The sequence below is a fragment of the Faecalibacterium sp. Marseille-Q0746 genome, assembly GCF_017377595.1.
GTDB classification, from domain to species: Bacteria; Bacillota; Clostridia; order Oscillospirales; family Ruminococcaceae; genus Faecalibacterium; species Faecalibacterium duncaniae.
Window position 1 is genome coordinate 141,111 of the sequence record NZ_JAFREI010000003.1, and the last position, 26,034, is coordinate 167,144.

Consider the following 26,034-nt stretch of genomic DNA (forward strand, 5'->3'; position numbering starts at 1 on the left):
AAATGGCTGTTTTCTACGGAAGATATTCAAGTTTTAGCGACATTCTTGTTCATTTCCAAGATGACAAGATTTCACCGAATGTTCAATCTTGCGAAAAGCTGCTCCATCTGTCCATATTCCGCCGGGAAAGCCCGGTGCAAGATACGGCATCCCATGGCACAGGGCGGCACTCCATGGCACCAGATGCAAAGAGATTCCACGCTGTTCCGAATAACCGAACAGATTCCCGATCATCAATGCTGCATCCCGCTGCACCGCAGCCCACATTCAGCCCTCTTGCAAAATGGCCCGCCTCATGGTTTAATGCAGGCACACAGAGAACGGCACAAACCGACCAGCAGGAAAAGAGGTGCATTGCTTGAACAATACAATCCGCTATCCGAACATGGGAACCGTCAAAAGAGCCGCTGAAATCTATGGGCTGTCACCATCCTATATCCGGCGGCTCTGTAAGACAGGCAAAATCAGGTATGTAAATGCCGGGCATATGTGGCTTGTCAATCTGGACAGCCTAGCCCGGTACTTTGAGCAGGGCGACCCGGTCCCGGCGGAGCCCGGCCAGACCGCCCACGGAATCCGACAAATCGGATGACGAACACACCCGGGAGCACACCGAGAACATACACCTCGCCCGGCGGCGAGGTGTAACACACTAGACTTTCGCGGAAAGTCGTGTGCTCTTGCAGAGGGCCTAGAGCTTGCAAGCAGTGCAGCTGTTTATACAAACGCTGCTCTTGCAAGCAATGGCCCTGTACATACACGGCCCCTTGCGTTGCAAGGACTTGTTGGGAAGAATCCCAAACCCACATAGCTGCCACGCTCTAGCAGCACCACACCCCGCCTCAGTCCCGGCGGACACCATCCAACACACACAGCAGCCGCACCCAGACCGCCCGCAAATCTCGCAGCCTGAACCGCCCCGCCCACGCCGCCGGGCATCAGAAGCAAGGCACAGCGTAAGGCACACGGCAAGGCATTTTTTCAAGAGTAAGGCACAAATAAGGCACATTTTGACTGTTTCGCACCCCTTGCAAAACAGAAAAGCCCACGATTTGTACCGCGTTTTCAACGGTCAATCGTGGGTTTTTCTTTGGTGCGCTCGAGGGAACTCGAATCCCTGGCCCTCTGATTAAAAGTCAGATGCTCTACCGGCTGAGCTACGAGCGCATACATTATAAAGCGCAGTATAACACGATACTGCCGAATAATATTACCATACTCCCGGGCAAAAAGCAAGCTTTCTGCACAAAAAACTTTCCCAAAGCTGTCATCGGGCAGATTTTACCACGAACTGCCCCTTTACAAACCGGGCAAGAACCAGTACAATCAAAGCAGTTCATTACAAAACTGCAACCGACCTGCCGGGCGCACTTCCGCGCCGGGCAAGCCGATCCGATAGGAGGGCTTTTTCCATGAAAATTTCTCGACGGTCCGTACTTCGCTATTCCGGGCTGACGGCGGCGCTGCTGGCGCTCACCGGCTGCTCTGCAAGCCCCGGCAGTGCCATTCTGGGCGGTGACCTGCCCGACTGGATGAAGAGCCTGTTCTGCGGCTCGGCGGCATCCTCTTCCGCTTCTTCTGAGGCCGCTGCATCCTCTGCGGCCTCAGCCGGTGAGGTCGCAGCCGGTGAGGCAGCCGCCTCCTCGGCAGCGTCCAGCGAAGCCGCAAGCTCTGCGTTCAACCTTCTGCCTGCCTACGACGCTGACCCTCTGACCGGCGAAGCCCGCAAGAGCACCGGCCGGATGGTGGGTGTGATGGTCAACAACATCGCCAACTCCGAAAAGCAGAACGCCCGCCCCCAGCGCGGCATCGGCTCGGCAGACCTGCTCATCGAGAGCAAGGTGGAGGGCGGCATCACCCGCCTGTGTGCCGTGTTCCGGGATGCAGACACCATCCCGGAGGTCGGGCCGCTGCGCTCCGGCCGCGACCAGTTCCTGCAGCTGCTCATGCCCCATCAGGCCCTCTATTACCACGATGGCGAGAGCATTTTCTGCACCCAGTTCATCAATGTATACGATTACTCCGGCCTGAACATCGGCGGCAAGAGCTACTTCAACACACCGGTCCACCCCCACGTTGCCCACCGTGACAACCGCGGCCGCAATGTAGCCTATGAACACACCGAGTTCACCTCCGGCAAGGAGATCAAACAGGCAGCCGGTAATGCCGGCATCGGCCTGACCTACGCCAACGAAACGCCTTTCTTCCACTTTGCCGACTACCGCACCGCGGCCTCCAATGACCTTCCCGGTGCCCCTGCGGCCAAAACCATCAGCATTACCCACTCCGAGAGCTACAGGACCCGCCTGACCTACAACAGCTGGGGCCGCAGCTACAAGCTGGAAATGTACAACCGCTCCAAAAAAGCCTCTGAGAACACGGTGGACGAGCTGACCGGCAAGCAGCTGACCTTTGACAACGTGGTGGTCTGCTTTGCCGATATCGCCGCCTATGCGGGCGATTCTCACGATGTCCAGTCGGTCAACTATGTGGCCGGTGGGCAGGCGTACCTCTTCACACGGGGCGGCGTGCAGGTGGGCCGCTGGGAGAAGCCGCATCCCACCCATCCGCTCAAGCTCTACACCGAAACCGGCGAGGAGATGACCCTGAACCGGGGCAAGACCTATCTGGCACTGGTGGACAATGATGAGTGGAGCAATTTCAGCTACTAAATCACCCGCCCTCCGGGGCAGAAGAGGGAAACCGATGAAACGCTTTTGGATGCGCGCTTTGCTCTGTTTTGCGCTCAGCGCCGCACTGCTGACAGGCTGTGCGCTCAGCCCCAGTTCCCAGCCCGCTGAAAGTCCCACTGACCCGCTCACTGGGCAGGAACTTGTCTGGCCGGGCCAGCGGCCCGTCGCCATCACCATTGACAACGCGGCCGCCAGCACCACCCAGTGGGGGCTTTCCACAGCCTCGCTGGTGCTGGAAGCCCTGACCGCACAGCAGCAGGCCACCCGGCTCTGCCTGGTCTACCCTGCCGTGGGGGCCGTGCCGCAGGTCGGGCCTGTCTCTGCCGGGCAGGACCTTTACTGGCGGCTGCTGGTGGGCCAGCAGGTACTGCCGGTACAGCGGGGCGGCGGACAGTTTGACCAAAACTACCTTGATTACTACTCTCTGCGCGCGGTAGACGCACTGGAGGTGGGCACCAATGCCTTTTCCTGTGAGACCAATTGGCAGAATGTCCCGCTGTGGCATACCAGCGGTGCAGCACTTTCGGGCGTGCTGGGCAGCCTGAACATCTCCCCGGCCCTGACAGAATCCCGCGTCACGGACACCTCTTCCAGCAGCTCCGACAGCGAGAGCGGAACCCTCCTCTCCGTGCCCAATCTGCTGCCCATGCAGGAAAGCGGCAAACTGCCCGATGCAGATGCTTCGGACGCCATGAGTGTCCGGGTCCAGTTTGATGCGCAGAACGTCACCGGCTTCTCCTACGATGCCGACAGCAAGACCTACCGGATGCTCCACGCAGACGGCACACCGCAGCTGGATGCCAACAACGGCCAGCAGGCAGATTTCGACAACCTGCTCATCCTGTTCAGTGCCTCCACCCTGCGTGACGATGGTGTAACGCTGGATTACGACCTGACCATGGGCGGCGGTGTCTGGCTCAACGAGGGCCACCTGTGGAACATCACCTGGACGCAGGGCAGCGAGACCACCTTCTTCCTGTATGATTCCAACGGCCGCCCCCTGACCCTGACGGCAGGCCGCAGCTATCTGGCGCTGGTGTCCAGCCTGACCGGGCAGGAGCTTACCGTGCAGAATTCCACCGGGGAAAACCTGTTATAAACAAAAGAGACGGTCCTGCAAACCGTCTCTTTTTATGCTTTCTTACAGATCGACCACGCTGCCCACTTCGGCAAGGGTGGCAGGCACCGCACCCAGATGAACTTCATCGGCATCCCGACGCACCACAAAATGGACGGTCTGGCCTGCGGCAAAGTCAGGCTGATAGATCAGCTCAAGCATCTGCCAGTCCGCAGGGGTCTCGCAGAAGCAGTGGAGCATCGCCCCGCGCCCTGCGGAAAGATTCAGGGTAAAGGCAGAAGCATCTGCCGCATTCTCACCGTAAAGGGGAGCCGCAAAGCTGCCCACCCGCACCTGTCTGCCGTCACACAGGGCAGTCAGGCCAGTGCCCAGGCTGTACAGGGCATTCCTGCTGTCCAGCCCGCGGCTCTGCAGGTAGCTGGCACCCACAGCCAGCGGCCGGGCCGAGAGGTTCTCCACCGACAGATAGACCAGCGTGCTGTCCAGCTCCGGGGCCGGTGCATAGCCCAGCAGCTCCACTGCCGCCTTGCCGTCCAGCAGAGCAGGTTCGCCCTCATAGCAGGGGGCCAGAGCCGCGCCCGAAACACCTGTGAGCAGAGCTGCAGCCAGACTGACTGCACCGGAACCGGCATATTTCAGGAACGAGCGGCGGGACAGGGATTGTGACATCGGGGATTCCTCCTAACGGGAAAATAAGTTCTCTTTATACAATAGTAAATTCCTGGCTTTCTGTCAAGAGATTTGCCCGGAATTTTACCTGTTCTTCCGCGTTTTTACGTGTTTTGGATATTTTCAGAGCGGCGCGGCAAAGATTCTTACTCAAACGCCTCGTTTTCCTCGGCTTCTGCCTGCCCGCGCAGGGTATCGGCGTAGCCAAAGGGGACGATGTCGATGGCCTCCACCAGACGGTCGCGCATCCAGAGCTGCACGTCGGTCTGGACAGTATAGCCGCAGCCGGGGTCGGCCATCCACTGTTCCGGGTGGCGGGAGGGCAGCGCGCGCTGGCTCAGCATACTCATGATCACGCCGCCATGGGTCACGCAGGCAGCCTCGGTCACATCCATCCGGATCATATACTCAAACAGCTTGAGCAGGGTCTCGGCGCAGCGGGCATGGAACTGCTCGGTGGGCTCTGCTCCCTCGGGCACAAAGCCGGAGCCGGGGGTGATCCACTTCTTGAAATCCTCTTCCTTGACCAGATCCTTCACGGGCCGGTTCTCAAACACGCCGAAGCCTGCTTCCCGCAGGTCGTGCACCGTGAACTGGTGGCCTGCATTGGGGAACAGAATGTTCGCTGTCTCCACAGCGCGCACCAGCGGGGAGGAGAACACCGTGTCCACCTGCGGATACTCGAACCGCTCCTTCAGCTCCTTCAGCTGGGCGCGTCCCTCATCACACAGGGGGATGTCCGTACCGCTGCCGATGTACAGGCCCTGCAGATTACCGGCCGTCATGCCGTGGCGGATGAGATGAAGTTTGAACGTTTTCATGGAAAAACACCTCTATCTGGCAAAGAGTTCCTCTTTGCTGTAAAATTTCGCACCGGCAGTGGGCAACCTGCCCGGGCCGTGCGCCACAAAATATGCGTTGATTGTCTTTAGTTTAGCATAGATATGGTATCCGGGGCAAGCCTTTTGACAAAAATGACGAAAAATGACGAGAATTTCCGTTACTTTTCTTGCTTTACTTTTGGTTTTCCACTGTGTATAATCAACATGTTGTAAACCAAAACTCAAAGAAGTTCAATTTCCACTACTGAGGAGTCCAAAATCATGGAATTCAACCGTATCATCAAGCTGCTGCGCAAGGAGCGCGGCATCACCCAGAAGCAGGCCGCGGAGGACCTTGGGGTGTCCCAGGCACTGCTCTCCCACTACGAAAAGGGCATCCGCGAGTGCGGTCTGGACTTTGTTGTCCGGGTAGCGGATTACTATAATGTGTCCTGCGATTACCTGCTGGGCCGCTCGGCTGAGCGCAACGGCATGATGCTGAACGCCGATGACCTGCCCAACCCCGATAAGATGAAGGACAACGTCTACCACGGCAGCGTTCTGCCCACCATGAACAAAAAGCTGATCTCCAACAGCCTGAACGTGCTGTATGCCAAGATCGCCGAGTGCCACAGCAAGGCCCTGACCACCGAGGTCAGCACCTACCTGATGATGGCCGTGGCCAAGATGTTCCGCCTGCTCTACTCCGCCGAACCCCACAACGCCCAGAGCCTGTTCAGCGTGGAGGCCCGCCGCTGGCCCGGCTACTCCGATGCCGTGATGCGGATGAGCGAGAGCAATGTGGAGGACCTGCTGGCCGGTGAGGACCTGAACGGTGCCGAGGGCGTGAAAGACCCCTCCTGCCTTGCCATGACCACCGAGAGCCTGACCCGGGAATACCCGCTGTACACCCCCAGCCTGCTGAATCTGGTCAAGACCAGCGAGACCCATGTGCGCGGCCTGGACCCCAACCAGTGAGCTTCTGTGTGAAACTCCTGTTAATTCTGTGCCCAGGGCCTTGCAATTTCCGGTAAAAAATGCTATAAACGAATCAGCGAAGAAAAAGATTTCTGCCATTGATTAAGGAGGCAAGCTTTATGTCGAACAAGATTTCCCGCCGCACCTTCCTCAAGGTCACCGGTGCTTCTGCCGCTGCTCTGGGCGCTGCTGCTGTGCTGGGCGGCTGCCAGGCCGGCGATAACTCTTCCATCGAGGTCAAGGTCGGCGATAAGATCAGCAACTGGAACAATCTGGCGGTCCAGCTGACCAGCGTCTTTACTCTGGCAAGTGCACCCGATGCCGAGGGCTATGAGTACATTGCTATGCTGATCACCTCTGCAAACCGTTCCAGCCGCGACACCTTTGCCATCGGCGCACAGAACATTCAGGAGATCGGCGAGGCCTATCCTCTGGATACCCCGGAGCAGGTCGCAGCCAACACTGCCGGTTACTTCCACGCTCTGTCCGCTTCCACCACCGACTTCTCCTTCACCTGCGACGGTCAGGCAACCGAGGGCGGCGCTTATGTCCAGCTGTACGACAGCACCACCGAGAGCTTTACCACGGCCTCTGCCATTCCCCCGCAGGGTGCAGGCTACATTGAGCTGGTCTGCATGGTGCCCACTACCTGGCAGCAGATCGGTGTGACCTACACCCCGACCTTTGTTTCCGGCAAGACCCTGAACTTTACCATCAACGCCTCTGACCTGACCAAAGCCTGATCAAGCAGGACGAAATTTCGTATGATTTGCACGGCGACGGTGGGAAAATTTCACAAAATATTTGTGAAAACCATTGACATTCGCCCCCGTTTCGCCTATTGTATAGGCAGAGCCTTTTGGCATTTTCGTGCGCTTTGCACATTATAAGGAGGAACGATTATGTCGTTAGCATTTTCTCGCCGCTCTTTCCTGAAATACTCCGCTGTTGCAGCTGTGGCCGTTGCGGGTGCCGGCCTCTTCTCCGGCTGTGATCAGACCGATACCAAGAACCTGTACTGCGAAGGTGCCGGTTCCATCACTGTTCTGCAGATCAATGCCGTTCTTGGCACCTACGATGACAATGCCAAGAAGTACAAGGATATTGATTTGTCCGGTACTACGATTGACTTCCCCTTCCAGGTCACTGTTGGCCGTACTAACAATCTGGGCATTGATCCCTATAACTTCAAGGTTACCGTTACCAGTGGCAAAACCGTAACCAAGTATAGCTACCCCAATGTTACTCTGAAGGGTCTGTCTGATCCCAACTTGGAGAACAGCGCAACTGCCAGCGGTACGGTATCTGTTACTCTGCCTTCTGCATTGAAGGATGGCGACAAGCTTGTTCTGACATATGTGCCTGACAAGACATATGCTGAGTATTCCATGAACTGGACCTTCACGAAAAAGGCTGCTGAAACTACCACTGCTACCAAGTAACTTATCCAACGTACATCCCAAGCCGTCCGGGAAAGCCGGGCGGCTTTTTTGCGCTGTCGCATTGGCAAAGTATCTCAATTTTTCTTTAAATTTTCAGCAATTCTGTATCTTGTGCACACCCGCATTTTCTGATACCATAGGTTCATGGAAAAGAAGGGGAGCGCAGCGGCAGGGGCCGCCGCGCTGTTTGTGTTTCCGCCTGAAAAAGGCCAATGGGCCGTAGTTTGACAGAACAGGAGTGTTGCAGTTATGATCAACATGGTAAAGCTTCCCACCAACAAGAGCAATCTGTTCCTGCGTGTGGCAAAGGGCCATTTCGCAACCAGCCACAGCCACATCAATTACTACATCGATGTCACCACCCAGAAATCCCGCCTTTCCGAGGCAAAGGCCGTGGCAAAAGAGCTGGTGGCTGCCTACCAGCACAACACCATCGTGGATACCGTTCTCTGCCTGGACGGCACGCAGGTCATCGGCACCTGCCTTGCCAACGAGCTGACCAAGGACGGCTTTGCCAACATGAACGCCCACCAGACCATCTATGTCATCACCCCGGAGTACACCACCGGCAGCCAGATCATCCTGCGCGACAATCTGGCCCCCATGGTCAAGGGCAAGCATGTGCTGATCCTGGCTGCTTCCATCACCACCGGCTACACCGTGCAGGCTGCGATCGAGGCGATCAACTACTACGGCGGCACCGTGGCAGGCCTGAGCGCCATCTTCGCCACCGCCACCGAGTGCCTGGGCATCCCGGTCACCTCTATTTTTGACCCCTCCAACCTGCCCGATTACGCCAGCTTCGATTCCCGCGAGTGCCCCATGTGCAAGGCGGGCCAGCATATCGATGCACTGGTCAACAGCTTCGGCTATTCGGCACTGTAAGTCTCCTTGCCCGATCGTTTCATCCACTTCCCGCAGACACAAAGACCCGGCTGTCATCGGCAGCCGGGTCTTTTCCTTATTCTGCTTTTTTCGGGAACACAAACGGGTCGTGCAGGTAGACCAGCACGAGGTACGCCGCCATAAAGCACCAGATGATGGGCTCACAGAGGATGACGGCATTATAGGCAAACTTCGGGATGAAGAAGAGCACGAATACCACCTTGCCCACCAGCTCGATGACACTGGAGAAGAGGGGCAGGACCTTCTGCCCCAGGCTCTGCAGAGCGTAGCGGGTGGCCAGCAGAACACCCAGCACCGAGTAGAAGGGCGCGTTCCAGAGCAGATACCGTGCGCCGTTTTCCAGCACCACAGGCTCGTTGGAGCCAGAGATGAGCCGCACCATCCACTCTGCGCCCAGCTGCATCAGAAAGATCGCCAGCACAGCCACCGCCACGCTGTACAGGGCGATCTCCTTCATGCCCTTGCGGACACGCTCCGGCTGGTTTGCGCCGCAGTTCTGGGAAACAAACGTGGAGCATGCCGATGCCATGGCCATGACCGGCATGCTGGTAAAGGAGAACAGCTTCCGGGCGGCGGTGTGACCGGCGATGACCAGCGTGCCCAGACCGTTGATGCCGTATTGCAGCACCACCGAGCCAGCCGAGACGATGCTGCTCATCAGGCCCATGGAGATGCTCTGGCTGAACAGCTCCCAGTAAAGGTGGCTGCCCACCCTGAAATGCTGTTTTTCCGGAAGCAGGATCTTCACTCTGAGGAAGATGTACAGGATGCAGAGCACCACCGAAACGCCCTGCGAGATGACCGTTGCCACAGCCGCCCCCTGCACCCCCATGCCCAGCCTTGCAATGAACAGGAGATCCAGCACCACATTCAGGCCCGAGGAGATGAGCAGGAACACCAGCGGCATCACGCTGTTGCCAATGGCGCGCAGCAGGCCCGCGCAGAGGTTATAGGCGAACATGACCAGCACGCCCAGATCAATGGTCAGGATGTAGCGGTACGCATCGTCCAGGATCTCCGCCGGGGTGTCCAGCATGAGCAGCAGCGGGTGCAGGCCCAGCACACCTGCCAGCGTAATGCAAAGGGAAGCCACCAGACCGATGACCAGTGAGCCTGCCACGGTCTTTTTGAGCAGATCGTGATCCTGCGCCCCGTAGGAGCGCGCTGCAACGATTGCAAGGCCGTTGCCGATACCGAGGCCAAAACCGACCAGAAGCTCGTAGATCGAGCCGCAGGAGCCAATGGCGGCAAGGGCGGTATCGCCCAGCACATTGCCCACGATCATGGTGTCCACGGTGTTATAGAGCTGCTGGAACAGGTTGGAGATGAAGATGGGCAGCATGAACAGCAGCAGGTTTTTGAAAATGGGCCCGTGCATCAGGTCCACATTCATGCTGAAGGGGGATTTTTTCGCAGTTTGGGTCATAAGGTTCCTCACAGTTTACGGAAAACAACCCTCCCCGGCATTGCGCAGCAAAAACGGAGAGGGTTGTGCTTTATTTTTCTTTTACAGCTCCTGGGTCTCAAAGCCGTGGCCGGTCAGCACCTCCACGCTGGTGAAGCCGGCTGCCTTGATGGCGGCGGCAGCTTCCTCAAAGCCGAAGGTCAGGCTGGAAACATCGTGGGAGTCGGAGGTGATGATGACCTTGCCACCCATCTTGTTCCACTCCTCCAGCATCCATGCACTGGGGTAGAAGTCCTTGCGGTAGCCGCGGTAAACGCCGCCGGTGTTCACTTCCAGCAGGCAGTTGTGCTCTTTGGCTGCGCTCAGGGCCTTGAGGGCAGCGGCCCGGTAGCGGGGAGCCTCTTCATCAAAGAACTCGCCCTCGCCGTTCAGCTTCTTGATGAGGTCGATGTGGGCCAGAATGTCCGGTCCCTTGGCGGCAACCTTCTCCACCTCTGCAAAGTAGGCCTCCACCGCGGCCAGCGGGTCACCGTCGAAATCATCAAAGATGCAGTCGTGCAGATCCTGCGGGCGGAAGTCGATCTCGTAGTACTTGCCAGTGTTCTTGCCGTACAGGTGATGGGCCGCACCGATCCAGTAATCGTAGTTCTCGGGCTTATCCTCGCTCAGGCTGTCCCACTCGATGCCGCAGAGGATGTCCACCTTGCCCTTATACTCTGCCTTGAGCTTTGCAATGGTGGCCTTGTACTGGGCGGTGCGGCTGGGGCTCATGCAGTACTCGCGGTCCCGCTGCGTATAGCTATGGCCGGAGAAGCCCAGGGTCGTCAGGCCCTGTGCACAGGCGGCACTGGCCATTTCCTGCAAGGTATTTCTGCCATCGCACATCGTCGAGTGGCAATGAACACTGGACTTCCTATAATCTGCCATAACTAAATCACTGCATCCTTTCCTGTTTGACCTTGTGGTCAATGACGTGTCGTTTTTCCAGCTCACGGGTGATCTCTTCCACCGTAATGCCTGCCTGCACCATCAGCACCAGCACATGGTATGCCAGGTCGCTGATCTCATAGATGGTCTCGGCCTTGTCTTCTTTTTCTCCCGCAATGATGACCTCGGTGCACTCCTCGCCCACCTTTTTCAGGATCTTCTCCTTGCCCTTCTCGAACAGGTAGGTGGTATAGCTGCCTTCCTGGGGATGATCCCTGCGGCCCTGGATGAGTTCGTAAAGCCCCTGCCAGCTGAACTGCTTGAGCTCCGGCGAGACATACACTTCGTTGAAGAAGCAGCTCTCGGCACCGGTATGGCAGGCAGGGCCATCCTTGACCACCTCCACCACCAGTGCGTCCTTGTCGCAGTCTGCAGTGATGGACACCACATGCTGGACATTGCCGCTGGTATCGCCCTTGCGCCAGATCTCCTGACGGCTCCGGCTCCAGAACACCGTACGCCCCTCGGCAATGGTCAGTGCCAGCGTCTCGGCGTTCATGTAGGCAAGGGTGAGCACCTCTTTGGTGTAGTGATCCTGCACGATGGCAGGAATGAGGCCCTTTTCATCAAATTTCAGTTCCATGGTCCATACTCCCTCCCCAAAGGGGATACTTACAGTTTATCCTAAAGTTGCCCGAAACGCAAGAGCTTACAGCCGCATTTCGACACCATTTTCATTCAGATAGGTTTTCAGGTCGTGGATGGTCAGCAGTTTCTGGTGGAAAATGCCCGCCGCAAGGCCCGCGTCGATGCCCTTGTGGTGGAACAGCTCAAGGAAATCTTCCTTTTTGCCCGCGCCGCCGCTGGCGATGATGGGCACATTCACCCGGGCAGCGACCGCGTCCAGCATCTCGAGATCGAAGCCGGTGCGGACACCATCGGTGTCAATGCTGTTCAGGCAGATCTCCCCCGCGCCATGCGCCACGCACCAGCTGATCCAGTCCAGCGCGTCCCGGCCGGTATCCTCGCGCCCGCCCTTGGCGAACACCCGGAACTGGCCGTTCACCCGCTTCACGTCCGCCGAGAGCACCACGCACTGATCGCCGTATTTCTGGGCCGCCGCCGGGATGAGGCCGGGGTCCCGCAGAGCGCCCGAGTTGACGCTGACCTTATCGGCACCGCATTTCAGCACCCGGTCAAAATCCTCCAGCGTGTTGATGCCGCCGCCTACGGTCAGCGGGATGAAGATCTCACTGGCCACCCGGGTCAGGATATCGGTGAACAGAGCACGTCCCTCAAAGCTGGCGGTGATATCGTAGAACACCAGCTCGTCGGCACCGGCAGCGTTGTACATCCGGGCCATCTCCACCGGGTCGGCCACATCCCGGATGCCCTCAAAGTTCGTGCCCTTGACCACCCGGCCATTCCGGACATCCAGACAGGGAATGATGCGTTTTGTGATCATTTTCGTTCCCCTCCGTTTCATTCTGCACCAGTTCTACACAACGTTTCAGATCCAGCGCCCCGGTATACAGGCTCTTGCCCAGGATCGCGGCAGCGGTGCCCATCTTTTTCAGTTCCAACAGCTCGGCTTCCGACGAGATGCCGCCGCTGGCCGTGAAGGCCACGCCCGGCACCTCTGCCGCCAGCTGGCGGTACAGCGCCAGATTCGTACCCTGCATGGCACCATCACAGGCAATGTCGGTGTAGATGATGGCCGTGCATCCGGCATCTGCCAGCCGCCTGCAGAAGTCCACGCCCTTTTCGGCGCTGACCTCCTTCCACCCATGGATGGCAACAAATCCATCTTTGGCATCCACCCCCACGGCGATCCGTTCGCCGTAGCGTTTCAGCATCCTGGCCGTGAAATCAAAATCCGTCACGGCCACACTGCCCAGGATGCAGCGATCCACGCCCAGAGAAAGGTATTTTTCAATGCGCTCCTCCGTGCGGATGCCGCCGCCCACCTCGATGTACAAGCCCCCCTGCTCTGCCAGCGCGGCAATGGATTCGTAGTTGGAAAGGGTGCCGTCCTTTGCGCCGTCCAGATCCACAACGTGGAGATACCTGGCCCCGGCCTCCACAAACTGCCGGGCCTGTGCGCAGGGGTCCTCCCCGTAAACGGTCATACGGTCATAATCTCCCTGCGTCAGACGGACAACTTTGCCGCCCCGCAAGTCAATGGCTGGGAATAGATTCATAGTTTCTCCTTTAGCGGCCTTACCCTCTCCGTCCTTGCTTCGCAAAGCCGTCAGGCCTTGACTGAGAGGGCGAGCCAGTTTACAATTCTGCAAACGCCTTCAATATCCGCAGCCCCGTCTCCCCGCTCTTTTCGGGGTGGAACTGGGTGCCGTACACCCTGCCCGCCCTGACCACGCCGGTCACGGGGATGGAGTAATCGCTGACAGCAAGTGTACTCCCGGTACAATTTTTGCCGTAGTAGCTGTGGACGTAATAGACATACTCGCCCTCACGGATGTATCGGAAAAGCGGGTCATCCCGTACGATGTGCAGGGCGTTCCAGCCGATCTGCGGCACCTTGAGGGTTTTGTCTTTCAGGTCAGGCTCCAGCGGGCAGACCTCGCCTTTGACAAAGCCCAGGCCCCCATGTTCGCCGTACTCATAGCTTTTTTCAAAGAGCAGCTGCATTCCCAGGCAGATGCCCAGCAGGGGCTTTTGCGCCACCTGCTCCCGGATGACCGGCACCAGACCGGTGGCCGAGAGCTTGTCCATGGCATCGCCAAAGGCCCCCACCCCCGGCAAAATGAGCCGGTCGGCCTTGCGGATGGTCTGTGCATCGGCGGTCACAACAGCCTCCAGCCCCAGATGCGTCAGGCTGGAGCGCAGGCTGAACAGGTTGCCCACGCCGTAATCGATGATCGCGATCATACCAGCAGTCCTTTCGTGGAGGGGATCTCGTCCCGGTGGGCGGCATCAATGGCGACTGCCGCAGCCAGCGCGTGGCCTGCACCCTTGAAGCAGGCTTCGAGAATGTGGTGGGTATTTTCCCCTGCAAATTGTACAAAGTGGAGCGTAGCGGGCACATTGCGGGCAAAGCCCAGCCAGAACTCCGAGGCGCATTCCACATCGAAATCGCCCACTTTTTCGGTCTTGCAGTGGACATCCCAGTTCAGGGTGCACCGGCCCGAAAGGTCTACCGCGCAGAGCACCAGCGCTTCATCCATGGGCAGGTAGAAGCTGCCATACCGCTGGATGCCCCGCATCTCGCCCAGCGCCCGGGCAAAGGCCTGCCCCAGTGCAATGCCGATATCCTCAGCCGTGTGGTGGTAATCCACCTCCACATCCCCGTGGCAGGTGAGCACCAGGTCAAACCGGCCATGGCGGGCAAACAGCTCCAGCATGTGGTTCAGGAACCCACAGCCGGTGTCCACCTCATAGCGGCCCGCACCGTCCAGATTCAGGGTCAGCTCGATCTGGGTCTCGTTGGTGTTGCGTTCCAGTGTCACTTCCCGCATGGGTCATTCCTCCATTATTTTGTCAAGGGTGTTCAGGAAGATCTGCATCTGCTCCGGCGTGCCGATTGTGATGCGCAGCCAGTTGTCAATGCGCGGGGCATCAAAGTGGCGCACCAGAACGCTCTTTTTCTTCAACTTCTGGTACAATTCGCCGCCGTTTTTCTTTTGTGTAGAGGCAAACAGGAAGTTGGCGCGGCTGTCCAGCACCGCAAAGCCCCGGGCTTCCAGCTGCTGTTTTGTCCAGGCCCGAGTGTCCACGATGGCGGCACGGGTCTTTTCAAAATAAACGGTATCTTCCAGCGCGGCCTGCCCTGCTTTCAAGGTCAGGCGGTTGATGTTATAGGGGTTCAGGCTGAACTTGACCCGGTTCAGGTCCGCGATGAGGCTGGCGCTGCCCATGGCAAGGCCCAGCCGCGCTCCTGCCAGCTGGCGGGATTTCGAGAAGGTCTGCACCACCAGCAGGTTGTCGTACCGGTCAATGAGCGGCACACAGCTCTCGCCGCCAAAGTCCACATAGGCCTCATCCACAATGACCACATTGTCCGGGTTCGCTTTCAGGATGCCCTCGATGGCACTGCGGGGCAGGGCCAAGCCGGTGGGGGCGTTGGGGTTTGCGATGACGATGGTCTCGTTCAGGCCGTAGTAATCGGCGGGGTCAAGGGTGAAATCCTCCTTCAGCGGGATGATATGGCTTGGGATGTGCATCAGCCCGCACCAGACGCTGTAACAGCCATAGGTGATGTCGGCATAGGCCAAGGGGTGGGTCTCGTCACAGAAGGCCCGCAGGGCAAAGAAAAGGTTCTCGTCACTGCCGTTGCCGGGCATGATCTGATCCGGCTGCAGGCCAAAGTGCGCCGCCGCCGTTTTCAGCAGGTCGGTGCAGGCAGGGTCGGAGTAGAGACGGAGCTTTTCCACCTCATGCTCGCTCACCGCCGCCACCACCGCCGGGCTGGGCCGATAGGGGCTTTCATTGGTGTTCAGCTTGATGTATTGCTGGTCCTGCGGCTGCTCCCCTGGGGTGTAGGGGGTGACTGTTTCAAGTTTCGGAGAGAGATATTTACTCATAGCAATTTCCTCACTGTCAGCGTCCTCGCCCTCTCAGGCGCTTCGCGCCAGCTCCCCCAAAGGGGGAGCCTCTGGCGGTTTTCCGTAACCTTGCGGGAAATTGCCAAAGCCTCTCCCTTTGGGAGAGGTGGCATTGCAAAGCAATGACGGAGAGGGCGAGCCGCCTTTAGTCCTCTTCATATCTTATCGTCACACTCTTCGCATGGGCGTGCAGGCCCTCGCGCTCGGCAAAATCGGCAATGCGGGGTGCCACCTCGCCCAGCGCCTCGCGGGTGTAGTAGAGAAAGCTGGACTTCTTCACAAAGTCGTCCACACCCAGCGGGCTGGAGAAGCGGGCCGTGCCGCTGGTGGGCAGGGTGTGGTTGGGGCCTGCAAAGTAATCGCCCAGGGCCTCGGGCACATTGCGGCCCAGGAAGATGCTGCCCGCGTTTTTGATCTCGTTCAGCACGCCGAAGGGGTCCTCCACGCAGACCTCCAGATGCTCCGGCGCAATGATGTTGCAGGCCTCAATGGCCTTGTGCAGGTCGGTGCAGACGATGATCTTCCCGTTGTCGTCCACGCTGGCGCGGGCAATGGCGGCACGGGGCAGCTGGGGGATCTGCACCTCCAGCTCTGCCTGCACGGCCCTGGCCAGCGCCGGACTGTCGGTGACAAGAACAGGGCTGGCCAGCTTGTCGTGCTCGGCCTGGCTCAGCAGGTCTGCCGCCACCCAGGCGGGGTTGCAGCCGCCGTCGGCCAGCACCAGGATCTCGCTGGGGCCGGCGATCATATCAATGCCCACCTTGCCGAACACCTTCCGCTTGGCGGTGGCAACGTAGATGTTGCCTGGGCCAACGATCTTGTCCACCGCCGGGATGCTCTGGGTGCCGTAGGCCAGCGCGGCCACGGCCTGTGCACCGCCGGTCTTGAAGATCTTGGTCACACCGGCGGTGGCGGCGGCGGCAAGGATGACCGGATTCACCCTGCCGTCCTTTCCGGCGGGGGTGGTCATCACGATCTCCGACACGCCCGCGACCTTGGCCGGAATGACATCCATCAGCACGGTGGAGGGATAGGCCGCCGTGCCGCCGGGCACATATACGCCCGCCTTTTCAATGGGGGTATATTTCTGGCCCAGCACGATGCCGGGCTTCTCGTTGATCACGAAGTTCTTGTGCACCTGCTGGCGGTGGAAGCTCTCAATGTTGGCGGCAGCCTCCCGCAGGGTCTCAAGGAAATAGGGGTCCATATTGGCAAAGGCCTCATCGATCTCCGCCTGCGTCACCTGCAGGTCGTCGATCTTTGCCCCGTCAAATTTCAGCGCGTACTCCTTCAGCGCCTCGTCGCCCCGGGCGCGGACCTCGGCAATGATGCCGTCCACCACATCCTCCACGTTTTTCTCCGCGCGGATGTCCCGGTTCAGGATCTCCTCGGGCCTGAGCTCATCAAAATTATACAGCTTGATCATTTTGTTTCCTCCTGCAAGGTCTTGCGCAGCGCTTCCAGCATGGCATCCATCTCGTTGTGCTTGAACTGGTAGCTGGCCTTATTGGCAATGAACCGGGCCGAGATGGGCATGAACTCGGTGACCACCCGCAGGCCGTTCTCCCGCAGGGTGGTACCGGTCTCCACGATATCCACAATGACATCGGAAAGGCCCAGAATGGGGGCCAGCTCAATGGAGCCGTTCAGCTTGATGATATCGATATCCCGCCCGATGGATGCATAGTAGCTCTTTGCAATGTTGACGAATTTGGTCGCCACCCGCACCGGGCGGCTGGGATCATCCTTGTAATCCGCCGGGGCAGCCACGCACATCCGGCACCTGCCAAGGCCGGTATCCAGCAGCTCGTAGACATCGGCAGAGGCTTCGGTGAGGATATCCTTGCCCACGATGCCCACATCTGCCGCGCCGTGCTCAACGTAGATGGCCACATCGCTGGGCTTGACAAGGAAATAGCGGATGCCCGCCGCAGAGTTCTCCACCACCAGCTTTCGGGTGGCGTTGTAGTCCTCGGTGCAGCCGTAGCCGATGCGGGCCAGCAGGTCATACATCCTGTCACCCAGACGGCCCTTGGGCAGGGCCACATTCAGCATGACCCGGCCCGTGCTGTTCCTCTGTACCGGCGGGGTGGGGGCGCTCAGGCGGTCCAGCTCGTCCAGATAGACCGCAAAGCCGATGGCCCCGGCCCCGGGGGTGAACTTCTGCATCAGCAGGTCGTAGCGGCCGCCCTTGAGCAGGGGCCGCGGCAGACCCTGCAGGTAGCCCTGAAAGACCAGCCCGTTGTAGTATTCCATCTCACCGGCAAGGCTCAGGTCAAGGCGGACCGCCCCGCCGGAGGCCTCCAGCGTTTTGGCCAGTGCCCGCAGCTCGGCGGCGGCGGCGCGCATCCGGTCGTTGCGGCAGGCGCTCTCTGCCTTTGCCAGCGTCTCCTCGCAGCTGCCGGAAAGCTCCAGCAGGCCGGTCAGGGCATCGGCCCCGGCGGCATCCAGCCCGGCGACCTGCGCGGCGCGGCGCAGCTCGTGCGCATTCTTTTCCCGCAGCTTTTCCAGCAGGCCGGGGCGGGCATTCTCCGGCACGCCCAGTGCGTCGAACAGGCCGAACAGATAGCCCATGTGGCTGACTTCCAGCACCCACGCGGCCCCCAGCTGGGCCAGGCTCTGCGCTGCCAGCCGGACCGCCTGCTGCACCTGTGCCTCCCCCACCGCGCCCAGCATCTCAAGGCCCATCTGGGAGATTTCCTGGAAGGTGTGGCTCTCTGCCGAGGGGCGGTAGACGTTCTCATGGTAGTAATACCGCAGGGTCTCGCCGGGGGCGGGCTGGGCCGTCTTGGCGATAGACAGGGTCACGTCCGGCTTGAGCGCCAGCAGACGGCCATCCAGGTCGGTGAAGGTGATGACCTGCTCCGAGGACAAAAAGCTCCGGTTCTCCTGATAAAGCCCGTACTCCTCAAAACGGCCCATGTGATATTTGCGGCAGCCCGCCGCCTCATACAGCGCCCGCAGCGCAAAGGAGGCCCGCTCCTTGGGCTGCAAACTGTCCAGACTGAATTCCATCTCGATCTCCTCGTTCCCTCTCTGCGTATTTCCCACTTCTTTTGTTTATTTTACTTTATCAAGATAAAGTTGTAAAGCATGAAAGTGACAGCTTTTCAGCCCTATCTTACCGTTTTTCTGTGCGTTTGTACAGAAAGGCGAAATCATTTCACCCCAGCGCCAAAACAGATGATAGAGAGCGAAAACCGGGGATGCAAAAAGGCCGGGCCAGTCTCCTGCATTGGAAACCGGCCCGGCATCTTTCTTATTTTGCAAGCTTCAGATTCTGCGGCTCTTTTGGCGTAAACACAAGCTTCAGGTCCATTCCCATTCCGTCTGCCAGACGCTTCAGCAGCTTCAAAGATGGGTTGCGTGTTCCATTTTCCAGCTTGCTGATATCCGCCTGATTGATTCCGGTGCGTTCGGCCAGCTCCTTCTGGGTCAGGTTCTGAGAAATGCGTGCATCTGCCATCGCCCGGATGATATCCATTTCCGGCTGGTTCTCTTCCCACTCCTTACGGAACTCCTCATTTTTCAGCTGTTCATTCAAATACAGATCCAGTGTTTTCATCTGATTCACCCTCTCTTTCCAAAAAATCTTTCCGATACTGTTTTGCCCGTTCAATTTCACTCTTGGGTGTTTTCTGGGTCTTTTTGATAAAGCCGTTCGTCAAAATGATCCTTCCCCCATAATAGAAGAAATACATGACCCGCGAAATATCCGTTCCAACTTTTCCGCGGATCTCAAAAATCCCATCATCCAGATGCTTGCTGTATGGCTCCCTCAGACGGTTTCCCTGTTCCTGTAAAACCTTCAGGGTCATTACCAGCTTGCTCCGCATTTTGATATCCAGTTCATCCAAAAAATCTTCCGCAGGGCGCTGGCCATCTCTTGTTTCATAAAATTCCACCACGAACGGTCCCATTTCAAAATCCTCCCTACACTTTTCCCCTTTCAGTATATGGCAGATATGCCATATTGTCAAGCGCAAAAAGGCCGCCGCCCATTCGAAAACAGGCAGCGGCCATACAGCTCGATTTTTGTCTTTTAGCCCAGCAGCGCCAGCACACCGGCCTTGGGGCGGGCACCCACAGCCTGATTCACAAGCTTGCCGTCGCGGAACACCAGCAGGGTGGGGATGCTCATCACGCCGAACTGAGAGGCCAGCTCGGGCTGTTCATCCACATTGACCTTGCCCACCTTGACATCGGTGCGCTCCTCGGCCACCTCGTCCACGATGGGGCTCAGCATCCGGCAGGGGCCGCACCAGGTGGCCCAGAAGTCCAGCAGAACAGGCTTTGTGCTGTGCAGCACCTCTGCCTCAAAGTTTTCTTTGGTAATGGTAACAACAGCCATATTGGTTCCCTCCATTTTTTATCCGCACCCTCTGCGGGGGCGGTCAGTTCCCTCAAAAGAAGGAGTGATTCTTACTTATGGCTCTAGTATACCCCAAACGACAGGATTTTTCCAGAAACAATCTGTGAACAAAAAAGGCGGCGGCCCGCCCGCTTGGGGAGAGCCGCCGCCCTGTGTTGTTCTTTGGAGTTCTCCGGGCTGTCTGGTCAGAACGATCAGGCCGTGACCCAGGCGATCGCGGTAACGGGCCACCAGCCGGTCAGGTTCAGAGCGGTGTAAACGCCAACGATCGCATTGCCGATGGACTTACCCATGTAATCGGCAGCGGCATTGATGCCCTTTGCTGCCAGATCTGTGATATTCTCGCCGTTCTTCTTGTTGTTCTTGATCCAGGTACGGGTCTGATCCAGACCCCAGATCAGGTTTGCAACAGAAATGACTGCGCCGATCGTCCAACCCACAGCAAACGGAGCGGTAAAACCGTCGCCGCCGCTGGTATAGGTCATTTCTTCTTCGTTCATCACGTTGTAGTTCGCGGGCAGCATGAGCTTCTTTTCCATAATAATACTCCTTTACAAAAGCATTTATTGCACGGTGCAGCATACACCGCAGGTTACAGAAAACAGACCCGGTATCCCACTTTCCCGGCTTACAGGATCAGCAGAACAGCGCTCAGGGGAGCCAGAGCAACCACCATGGTGCTGGAAACGGCATCCCGGACAAAGTTGGCTGCGGACTTGGACATATCCTCGCCGACAGCATCTGCGGCACGGCCCAGAACGGTGAAGAGGTTGCCCTCACGGTTGCTCTTCTTGTTCAGCCAGTCCTTGGAAACGGAAATGCCCCAGATATAGCTGGCACCCAGCACCACAGCACCCACGACCGTAGCGGCAGCGGATGCAAAGCCGCCAATATCGGAACCGCCCTGGGTATAGGTCATCTCTTCTTCGGAAAGCACTGCGTATTCAGCAGGCAGATTCATGTTCTTGTTCATAGGTCTCATACTCCTTTTTTGAGCAGCTTGAACCGATGGTGTTCTTTCCCAATTTACCATCTGGTTTCCAGCCTTATATTACTACATCACACAGTTTCATGCAATGGATTTTGTGAAAAACCATCAAAAATCGGAAAGTCGCATGAAAAAACAAACGAAAGTTTGGTGAAAAGCACTGCAATAATTTTCCACTCAGCCCGCCACGCCCGCACGGTAGAGATACGGGTCGGTGGTAAAGCTGGCATAGCTGTACAGCACAAGGATCTGGTCGTAGTCGTTGGCCGCAATGAGCTGGTCCAGCCCATAGTTATAGTTGCGGAAATCCACCACGTCGATTGCCGCATAGTTGGCTGTCAGGTAGGGCACAAAGCTGTTGGCATAGCTGTCCTTAATGACCAGGATCTTCCCGGTGCCGCTGCCCTCCACCCTGCTCAGGCCGTTGTTGCCGTGCAGGAACATGGCGTACTTATCATACACCTCCAGCTTGTCCAGATCATACAGGCCGGTGGTGGTGCCCTCGGTGGGTTGGCCCGGGCCGGTGACGTTCCAGACCGTCAGGCTGTTCTGCAGGTCGTACCAGGTAATGGTGTCGGGTTCGGCGTTCCAGGTGCGGGCCTTGGAGTAGTGGGTGCCGTAGAAATCCTCACAGGTCTCGGCCGTGTGGGCATCCCGGTCAAAAGGGGTCAGGCCCAGCGTCTCACAGAACTGCTGGTAGGCGTAGTAGGCCCCCAGCGTCGTCCAGTGGTGGTCGGTGCGGTAGTAGAGGTATTCCCCTTTGTGCTCCGTCAGGGCGGGCAGGACATCAATGAACCGCCCGTAGGCCTCCCCCTGTGCGGCAACGCCTTCCAGAATGCTCTTCTCATCGATCTGGGGTGCCCCCGCCGGGACATTCTCAGGGTAGACCACCGAGGCCGACGGCACCAGCATGAGGTTCACCCTGCCCGGGTAGCGCTGGGCAAGGCTCTGGACGGCGGCAAGGTTCTTGGCCATTCCCTTTTCCTCATTTTTCAGGATGCTGTAATGCCGGGCGAACATCATGTGCTCCCGGCCCAGCAGGATGCCGCCGCTCTGGGTCTTTTGGAAGAGGGTGGTCTCCGCCGCGCTCTGCAGGCTGATCCACTGGTCGCGGCCAAACACCTGATCCTTGACGTATCGGGTGTAGCTGGTGAAGTAGTTGTTCAGCCCGTCGGCGGAAACGGCGGTCAGCCTGGGCCGCTGGGTCAGGGTGGTGTTTTCCAGTTCACTGTATGCGCGGTCGGGCGTGGCCATATCCAGCACGAACAGCCCGATAAAGAACAGCCCGAAGGCCACCAGCACCGGATACCGGAACAGAGAGGGAGTTTTCTTTGTATGCTTGTCCATTCAGGTCCCCTCCTCAGAAGTTGAAATACAGGAACGGGCTGTTGGTGCTGCCCACCACATACGCCGTGGAGAGCACCAGCAGCACCAGCACCGCAGCCACACGGGTCACGGTGTGTTTGCGCAGGGCGTTCCAGATCTTCTCAATGAGCGGGGTGCAGCACAGGATGCTGACCGCCAGCAGCACACCGTAGTTGCGCAGGAAGTAGACCGGAGACGCACCGCCCGAGGGGAGGAAGAGCTTGCGGAACAGCAGCCCGAAGCCCACCCCGGCCTCATTGCCCACAAACATGGCCCAGCCCACCACCACAAGGAACATGGTGTAGATGTGGGGCCAGATCCTGCCTTTTTCCAGATACTTGAGCAGGAACAGCTTTTCAAGGGCCAGCAAAACAAAGTAGTACAGGCCCCAGCAGATAAAGTTCCAGTCTGCACCGTGCCAGATGCCGGTGAGCAGCTCCACCACGAACAGGTTGAAGATCTGCCGCTTCAGGCCCTTGCGGTTGCCGCCCAGCGGGATATAGACATACTCGCGGAACCAGCCGGAAAGGGTCATGTGCCAGCGCCGCCAGAACTCGGTGATGGAGCGGGAGATATAGGGGAAGTTGAAGTTCTGGGGGAAATCAAAGCCCAGCATCTTGCCCATGCCGATGGCCATCAGGGAGTAACCGGAAAAATCAAAGTAGAGCTGGAGCGAGTAGGCGATGACACCCAGCCAGACCAGCGGCGTGGACGCATTGGCAAGGCCCACAAAGGTGGTGGAAGGGCTGTCGGCAATGCCGATGATGTCTGTCCAGAGCGCGCCAACGGCATCCGCCAGCAGGACCTTTTTTGCCAGACCGAAGGTGAACAGGGTCATGCCTTCCTCGATCTGCTGCAAGCTGTAACGATGCTTGTAAACGTGCAGCTGGGCCGAGACATCCCGATACTTGACGATGGGGCCCGCGATGAGCTGGGGGAACATGACAACATAAGCGCCGAAGTCGATGATGTTGTGCTCAGTCTTTACCTCCCGGCGGTAGACATCAATGGTGTAGGAAAGGGTCTGGAAGGTATAAAAGCTGATGCCCAGCGGCAGGACGCTGATGCCCTGAATGGCCGCAAATCCGGTGCCCAGCAGGCTGTTGATGCTGCGCAGGACAAAGTTTGCGTACTTGAAGTAGAACAGCATCCCCAGGCTGGCTGCAAGGGCGACCAGCAGCAGCACCTTGCGCACGCCGGGCTTTGCGTCAAACGCTTCCAGCCCCAGGCCGCAGAGATAGTTGATGAGGATCAGGGCCAGCATGACCGGGAAGAACCGGACCTCACCCCAGCAGTAGAACACCAGACTGCACACAAAGAGCACCGTATTCTTAAGCTTTGCGGGCGCAAGGTAATACAGCGCCAGCGTGATGGGAAGAAACCGGAACAGAAAGATGATGGTGCTGAAAACCAAGGCTTCGACCTCCTTTTAAAAAAAGAGCTGCTGCAAATGCCCTCTCACACTCGCTGCGCTCGTCAGCTCTCCCTTTGGGAGAGGCGGCAGTGCGGAGCATTGACGGAGAGGGCCTGCAGCAGCCCCATTCAGTTTTATTTTACTCTCCCAGTGCGCTGTCCACCGCGCTGTCCAGATCGGCAGTGCACTCGTTGGAAGCGATGACCATGACCACGGTATTGTCCTTGAAGGCGATCACGGCGTTCTCCACATTTTCCTGGGCCTGTGCGAACTCAGCGTAGTTGCCGTAGAACGCCACCTGATCCTGCTGGTAAGCAGTCAGCTGGTTTGCAACCTCCTCAGCCTTGCCGTCAGCAGCTTCCACGACCAGCACCATGCCGGCATCGCCGTTGTCGTTGCTCTTCACGCCCTTGTAGCTCACCACATCCTCAGCGGGCAGGTTGAAATCGTACTCAATGTTCATGGCAGCGATCTCAAACTGGTTGGAGATGGGGTTGGCATCCAGCAGGGCCTCGAACGGTGCGTTCAGGGCATCGGTGCTGTTGTCCTCGCCCAGCGGGATGCTGGAGGCCTGGCTCAGCACAGTGGAGGCAGGCTCAGAGGACGCGGCAGAAGAAGCGGTAGAACTGGAAGAAGAACCGCAGCCGGCCAGCAGAGCACAGCTCAGGGCCAGAGAAGCAGCGGTCAGAATGATTTTAGCACGAAGTTTCATGGATTATTCCCTCTTTTATCTATTTTACACCGGTTCGCCCACGCGGAAGAGTTTCCGACAACGAACCATTGTTATCTTACCATATCAAAGCCCGAATTGCAAACGGCAGGCAGAAGATTTTACGGTTTCTTCACCAGCGCTTTGCCGCTCAGCCCGCGATCTGCTGCAGGGCGGCGATATAGTCCTCAAAGCACAGGCCGCTGGCGTTGATCTTTGCGGCATTTTCCACGCCCACATAGCGCCAGTGCCAGGGCTCGTAGGTGATCTCGGTCTTCTCCTCGGCCCCCTTGGGGTAGCGCAGGATGAACCCGTACTCCCCGGCGTGCTGGCAGAGCCAGCGGAAGGCAGCCGTGTTCTCAAAACCCTCGTCCAGGCCGGTGTGCTCGGGGCTGTTCAGGTCTGCAGCCAGGCCGCAGTTGTGCTCAGAGTAGCCTGGCGGGTTGACGATGGCAGCGGCCATTTCCTTTGCCTTGGCATCGTCATAGCCCTGCTGCTTATAATAGTTGGTCTTTTTCTCGTAGAGATTGGTCTGGTAGGACACGCTGCGGTAGCCGCTCTGCATCCAGACGGTCACATTTTCCGCAGCAGCAGCCTTCTGCAGCTCCAGAAAGGCATTGCAGGCCACGGTCTGCAGGGTCTTGTTCACTGCGGTCTTGGAGCCGCACTCGGCGGTCTCAAAGGTGTAGTTTTCCGGCATCTTATTGGTGTGGTTCACAAGGATCATCAGCGGGTCGGCCAGCATGGCCTTTGCCTCGGCGGCAGTCAGGCCCAGCAGGTTGTCCCGACTCTCCACGCTCTCGGCGGCGGCTCCGCTCACGGCACTGCTCTCCGCCTTGCTGCTCGGCGCAGCCGACGGCAGGCTGCTGGCCGCACTATTGGCGGCGCTCCCGGCGGCATCTGCCGTGGGCACCGGGGCCTTGCGGCGGGAAAGCAGGAAGGACACACCGCCCACGGCCACGCAGACCACAAGGGTCAGCCCGGCGATGCGGCGGATGGCGCGGTTGCGTCGCCGCCGCCGGATCTCTGCCCGGGTCAGGCGGCGGCGGTGGATGGGTTGCTGCTGATTCATAAGAGACCTTCTTTCTCGGTTCATTTTCTGTATATTATGTTTCTCCGGGGGCATCCTAAACCCGAGGTGACAGCCATGAAGATGACAGCGGAAGAATACGCACGGCGGGTGAAACAGGTCGGCCCCCGCTCCCCTCTGGGCTCCGACTGCCTGTGGGCCTTCTGCGTGGGCGGCGGCATCTGCCTGCTGGGCGAGGTGCTGCGCGGGTGGTATCTTGGCATGGGGCTGGAAGCCCAGCTTGCCGGTACCCTGACCAGCTGCACCCTCATCGTGCTGTCGGCCCTGCTGACCACGCTGGGGCTCTACCAGAAGCTTGCCGCCAAAGCCGGGGCAGGCTCGCTGGTGCCCATCACGGGCTTTGCCAACGCCGTGGTCAGCGCCGCCATCGAGTTCAAGCCCGAGGGCAGGGTCTGCGGCACCGGAGCCAAGATGTTCACCATTGCAGGGCCGGTCATCGTGTACGGCACGCTGGCCGCTGTGGTCTACGGTGGGGTGCTCTGGCTGCTGGGCGGCTGACCGCTCTGTCTACAATACGCCTGCCGGGATGCAAAAATTGCAGTTTTCCGGCAGAGCGGATGGAGCAGAATATCGCACGAGCGCTATTATAGCACAAATCCCAAAGAAAAACAGCCC

General features: G+C 58.5%; 30 protein-coding genes and 1 tRNA gene. 9 read left to right on the top strand and 22 right to left on the bottom strand.

Going from position 1 to position 26,034, the window contains the following annotated elements; all coding sequences use genetic code 11:
• The first annotated feature begins 2 nt into the window (after positions 1-2).
• Together J3351_RS03220 and J3351_RS03225 are read left to right on the top strand one after the other, a co-directional pair.
• Positions 3-362 (top strand): hypothetical protein, encoded by a 360-nt coding sequence (locus tag J3351_RS03220; protein ID WP_207697110.1) that lies wholly within the window; start codon positions 3-5, stop codon positions 360-362.
• A complete protein-coding gene (locus J3351_RS03225) occupies positions 359-592 on the top strand; it encodes a helix-turn-helix domain-containing protein (RefSeq protein ID WP_154260042.1) in 234 nt (77 codons plus the stop codon). Before J3351_RS03220 ends, J3351_RS03225 begins: the two co-directional genes overlap by 4 nt.
• Before the next feature lie 499 nt (positions 593-1,091).
• Here J3351_RS03225 and J3351_RS03230 read toward each other — a convergent pair.
• Positions 1,092-1,167 (bottom strand) — tRNA-Lys (locus J3351_RS03230).
• 245 nt (positions 1,168-1,412) lie between these two features.
• Between J3351_RS03230 and J3351_RS03235 the strand changes: the two genes are divergently transcribed.
• Positions 1,413-2,672 (top strand): DUF3048 domain-containing protein, encoded by a 1,260-nt coding sequence (locus J3351_RS03235; protein WP_207697111.1) that lies wholly within the window; start codon positions 1,413-1,415, stop codon positions 2,670-2,672.
• Between the two features lie 34 nt (positions 2,673-2,706).
• Positions 2,707-3,792: a DUF3048 C-terminal domain-containing protein gene (locus tag J3351_RS03240; RefSeq protein WP_207697112.1), complete on the top strand. Its 1,086-nt coding sequence runs from the start codon at positions 2,707-2,709 to the stop codon at positions 3,790-3,792.
• 42 nt (positions 3,793-3,834) lie between these two features.
• On the opposite strand, the gene J3351_RS03245 is transcribed toward J3351_RS03240, so the two are convergent.
• Positions 3,835-4,440: a twin-arginine translocation signal domain-containing protein gene (locus J3351_RS03245; protein ID WP_098923411.1), complete on the bottom strand. Its 606-nt coding sequence runs from the start codon at positions 4,438-4,440 to the stop codon at positions 3,835-3,837.
• Positions 4,441-4,586: 146 nt separating this feature from the next.
• On the bottom strand, positions 4,587-5,261 hold the full coding sequence (locus tag J3351_RS03250) for a histidine phosphatase family protein (protein WP_005929611.1): 675 nt from the start codon (positions 5,259-5,261) through the stop codon (positions 4,587-4,589).
• 282 nt (positions 5,262-5,543) lie between these two features.
• Between J3351_RS03250 and J3351_RS03255 the strand changes: the two genes are divergently transcribed.
• From J3351_RS03255 to J3351_RS03270, 4 genes are all read left to right on the top strand, one after another.
• Entirely contained in the window at positions 5,544-6,239 is a 696-nt protein-coding gene (locus J3351_RS03255) for a helix-turn-helix domain-containing protein (RefSeq protein WP_005929618.1), read from the top strand.
• Positions 6,240-6,358: 119 nt separating this feature from the next.
• Positions 6,359-6,982, top strand: a complete 624-nt coding sequence (locus J3351_RS03260; RefSeq protein WP_207697113.1) for a twin-arginine translocation signal domain-containing protein — start codon at positions 6,359-6,361, stop codon at positions 6,980-6,982.
• A gap of 159 nt (positions 6,983-7,141) precedes the next feature.
• A complete protein-coding gene (locus J3351_RS03265) occupies positions 7,142-7,681 on the top strand; it encodes a twin-arginine translocation signal domain-containing protein (RefSeq protein WP_207697114.1) in 540 nt (179 codons plus the stop codon).
• A 249-nt stretch (positions 7,682-7,930) separates the two neighbouring features.
• Positions 7,931-8,566 carry a hypothetical protein gene (locus tag J3351_RS03270; protein WP_005929631.1) on the top strand — a complete coding sequence of 212 codons (636 nt, stop codon included), beginning with the start codon at positions 7,931-7,933 and terminating at the stop codon, positions 8,564-8,566.
• 76 nt (positions 8,567-8,642) lie between these two features.
• On the opposite strand, the gene J3351_RS03275 is transcribed toward J3351_RS03270, so the two are convergent.
• From J3351_RS03275 to J3351_RS03365, 19 genes are all read right to left on the bottom strand, one after another.
• Positions 8,643-10,013 (bottom strand): MATE family efflux transporter, encoded by a 1,371-nt coding sequence (locus J3351_RS03275; protein WP_207697115.1) that lies wholly within the window; start codon positions 10,011-10,013, stop codon positions 8,643-8,645.
• 81 nt (positions 10,014-10,094) lie between these two features.
• Positions 10,095-10,919, bottom strand: a complete 825-nt coding sequence (locus J3351_RS03280; RefSeq protein WP_117476402.1) for a histidinol-phosphatase HisJ family protein — start codon at positions 10,917-10,919, stop codon at positions 10,095-10,097.
• Between the two features lie 7 nt (positions 10,920-10,926).
• A complete protein-coding gene (gene hisIE, locus J3351_RS03285) occupies positions 10,927-11,562 on the bottom strand; it encodes a bifunctional phosphoribosyl-AMP cyclohydrolase/phosphoribosyl-ATP diphosphatase HisIE (protein ID WP_005929638.1) in 636 nt (211 codons plus the stop codon).
• A 66-nt stretch (positions 11,563-11,628) separates the two neighbouring features.
• Positions 11,629-12,384, bottom strand: a complete 756-nt coding sequence (gene hisF / locus J3351_RS03290; RefSeq protein ID WP_098923415.1) for an imidazole glycerol phosphate synthase subunit HisF — start codon at positions 12,382-12,384, stop codon at positions 11,629-11,631.
• Complete coding sequence (gene hisA / locus J3351_RS03295; RefSeq protein WP_242699286.1) at positions 12,314-13,120, bottom strand: 1-(5-phosphoribosyl)-5-[(5-phosphoribosylamino)methylideneamino]imidazole-4-carboxamide isomerase; 807 nt, start codon at positions 13,118-13,120, stop codon at positions 12,314-12,316. Before hisA ends, hisF begins: the two co-directional genes overlap by 71 nt.
• A 79-nt stretch (positions 13,121-13,199) precedes the next feature.
• Complete coding sequence (hisH, locus tag J3351_RS03300; RefSeq protein ID WP_207697116.1) at positions 13,200-13,808, bottom strand: imidazole glycerol phosphate synthase subunit HisH; 609 nt, start codon at positions 13,806-13,808, stop codon at positions 13,200-13,202.
• A complete protein-coding gene (gene hisB, locus J3351_RS03305) occupies positions 13,805-14,395 on the bottom strand; it encodes an imidazoleglycerol-phosphate dehydratase HisB (protein WP_005929650.1) in 591 nt (196 codons plus the stop codon). The genes hisH and hisB overlap by 4 nt, the downstream gene beginning before the upstream one ends.
• 3 nt (positions 14,396-14,398) lie before the next feature.
• On the bottom strand, positions 14,399-15,460 hold the full coding sequence (gene hisC, locus J3351_RS03310) for a histidinol-phosphate transaminase (RefSeq protein ID WP_207697117.1): 1,062 nt from the start codon (positions 15,458-15,460) through the stop codon (positions 14,399-14,401).
• 166 nt (positions 15,461-15,626) lie between these two features.
• On the bottom strand, positions 15,627-16,907 hold the full coding sequence (gene hisD / locus J3351_RS03315; RefSeq protein ID WP_156068346.1) for a histidinol dehydrogenase: 1,281 nt from the start codon (positions 16,905-16,907) through the stop codon (positions 15,627-15,629).
• Positions 16,904-18,496: an ATP phosphoribosyltransferase gene (gene hisG / locus J3351_RS03320; RefSeq protein ID WP_035393346.1), complete on the bottom strand. Its 1,593-nt coding sequence runs from the start codon at positions 18,494-18,496 to the stop codon at positions 16,904-16,906. Before hisG ends, hisD begins: the two co-directional genes overlap by 4 nt.
• A 244-nt stretch (positions 18,497-18,740) precedes the next feature.
• Entirely contained in the window at positions 18,741-19,046 is a 306-nt protein-coding gene (locus tag J3351_RS03325; protein ID WP_035393348.1) for a helix-turn-helix domain-containing protein, read from the bottom strand.
• Positions 19,018-19,401, bottom strand: coding sequence for a type II toxin-antitoxin system RelE/ParE family toxin (locus J3351_RS03330; RefSeq protein WP_097770093.1), 384 nt, complete (start codon positions 19,399-19,401; stop codon positions 19,018-19,020). Before J3351_RS03330 ends, J3351_RS03325 begins: the two co-directional genes overlap by 29 nt.
• Positions 19,402-19,523: 122 nt before the next feature.
• Complete coding sequence (trxA, locus tag J3351_RS03335; RefSeq protein ID WP_035393488.1) at positions 19,524-19,832, bottom strand: thioredoxin; 309 nt, start codon at positions 19,830-19,832, stop codon at positions 19,524-19,526.
• 215 nt (positions 19,833-20,047) lie between these two features.
• Complete coding sequence (locus tag J3351_RS03340; protein ID WP_005929673.1) at positions 20,048-20,392, bottom strand: hypothetical protein; 345 nt, start codon at positions 20,390-20,392, stop codon at positions 20,048-20,050.
• Between the two features lie 89 nt (positions 20,393-20,481).
• Positions 20,482-20,826, bottom strand: a complete 345-nt coding sequence (locus J3351_RS03345) for a hypothetical protein (RefSeq protein WP_207697118.1) — start codon at positions 20,824-20,826, stop codon at positions 20,482-20,484.
• Positions 20,827-21,018: 192 nt separating this feature from the next.
• The gene (locus J3351_RS03350) at positions 21,019-22,188 is read right to left on the bottom strand and encodes a DHHW family protein (RefSeq protein ID WP_207697119.1); all 1,170 of its coding nucleotides are present in this window, start codon (positions 22,186-22,188) and stop codon (positions 21,019-21,021) included.
• A 13-nt stretch (positions 22,189-22,201) separates the two neighbouring features.
• Entirely contained in the window at positions 22,202-23,620 is a 1,419-nt protein-coding gene (locus J3351_RS03355; protein WP_207697120.1) for an MBOAT family protein, read from the bottom strand.
• A 139-nt stretch (positions 23,621-23,759) separates the two neighbouring features.
• A complete protein-coding gene (locus J3351_RS03360) occupies positions 23,760-24,332 on the bottom strand; it encodes a DUF4358 domain-containing protein (protein WP_207697121.1) in 573 nt (190 codons plus the stop codon).
• A gap of 148 nt (positions 24,333-24,480) precedes the next feature.
• Positions 24,481-25,401, bottom strand: coding sequence for a M15 family metallopeptidase (locus tag J3351_RS03365; protein ID WP_098923426.1), 921 nt, complete (start codon positions 25,399-25,401; stop codon positions 24,481-24,483).
• Positions 25,402-25,476: 75 nt separating this feature from the next.
• On the opposite strand from J3351_RS03365, the gene J3351_RS03370 reads away from it, so the two are divergent.
• The gene (locus J3351_RS03370) at positions 25,477-25,917 is read left to right on the top strand and encodes a SpoVA/SpoVAEb family sporulation membrane protein (protein WP_050762766.1); all 441 of its coding nucleotides are present in this window, start codon (positions 25,477-25,479) and stop codon (positions 25,915-25,917) included.
• The last annotated feature ends 117 nt before the right edge of the window (positions 25,918-26,034 follow it).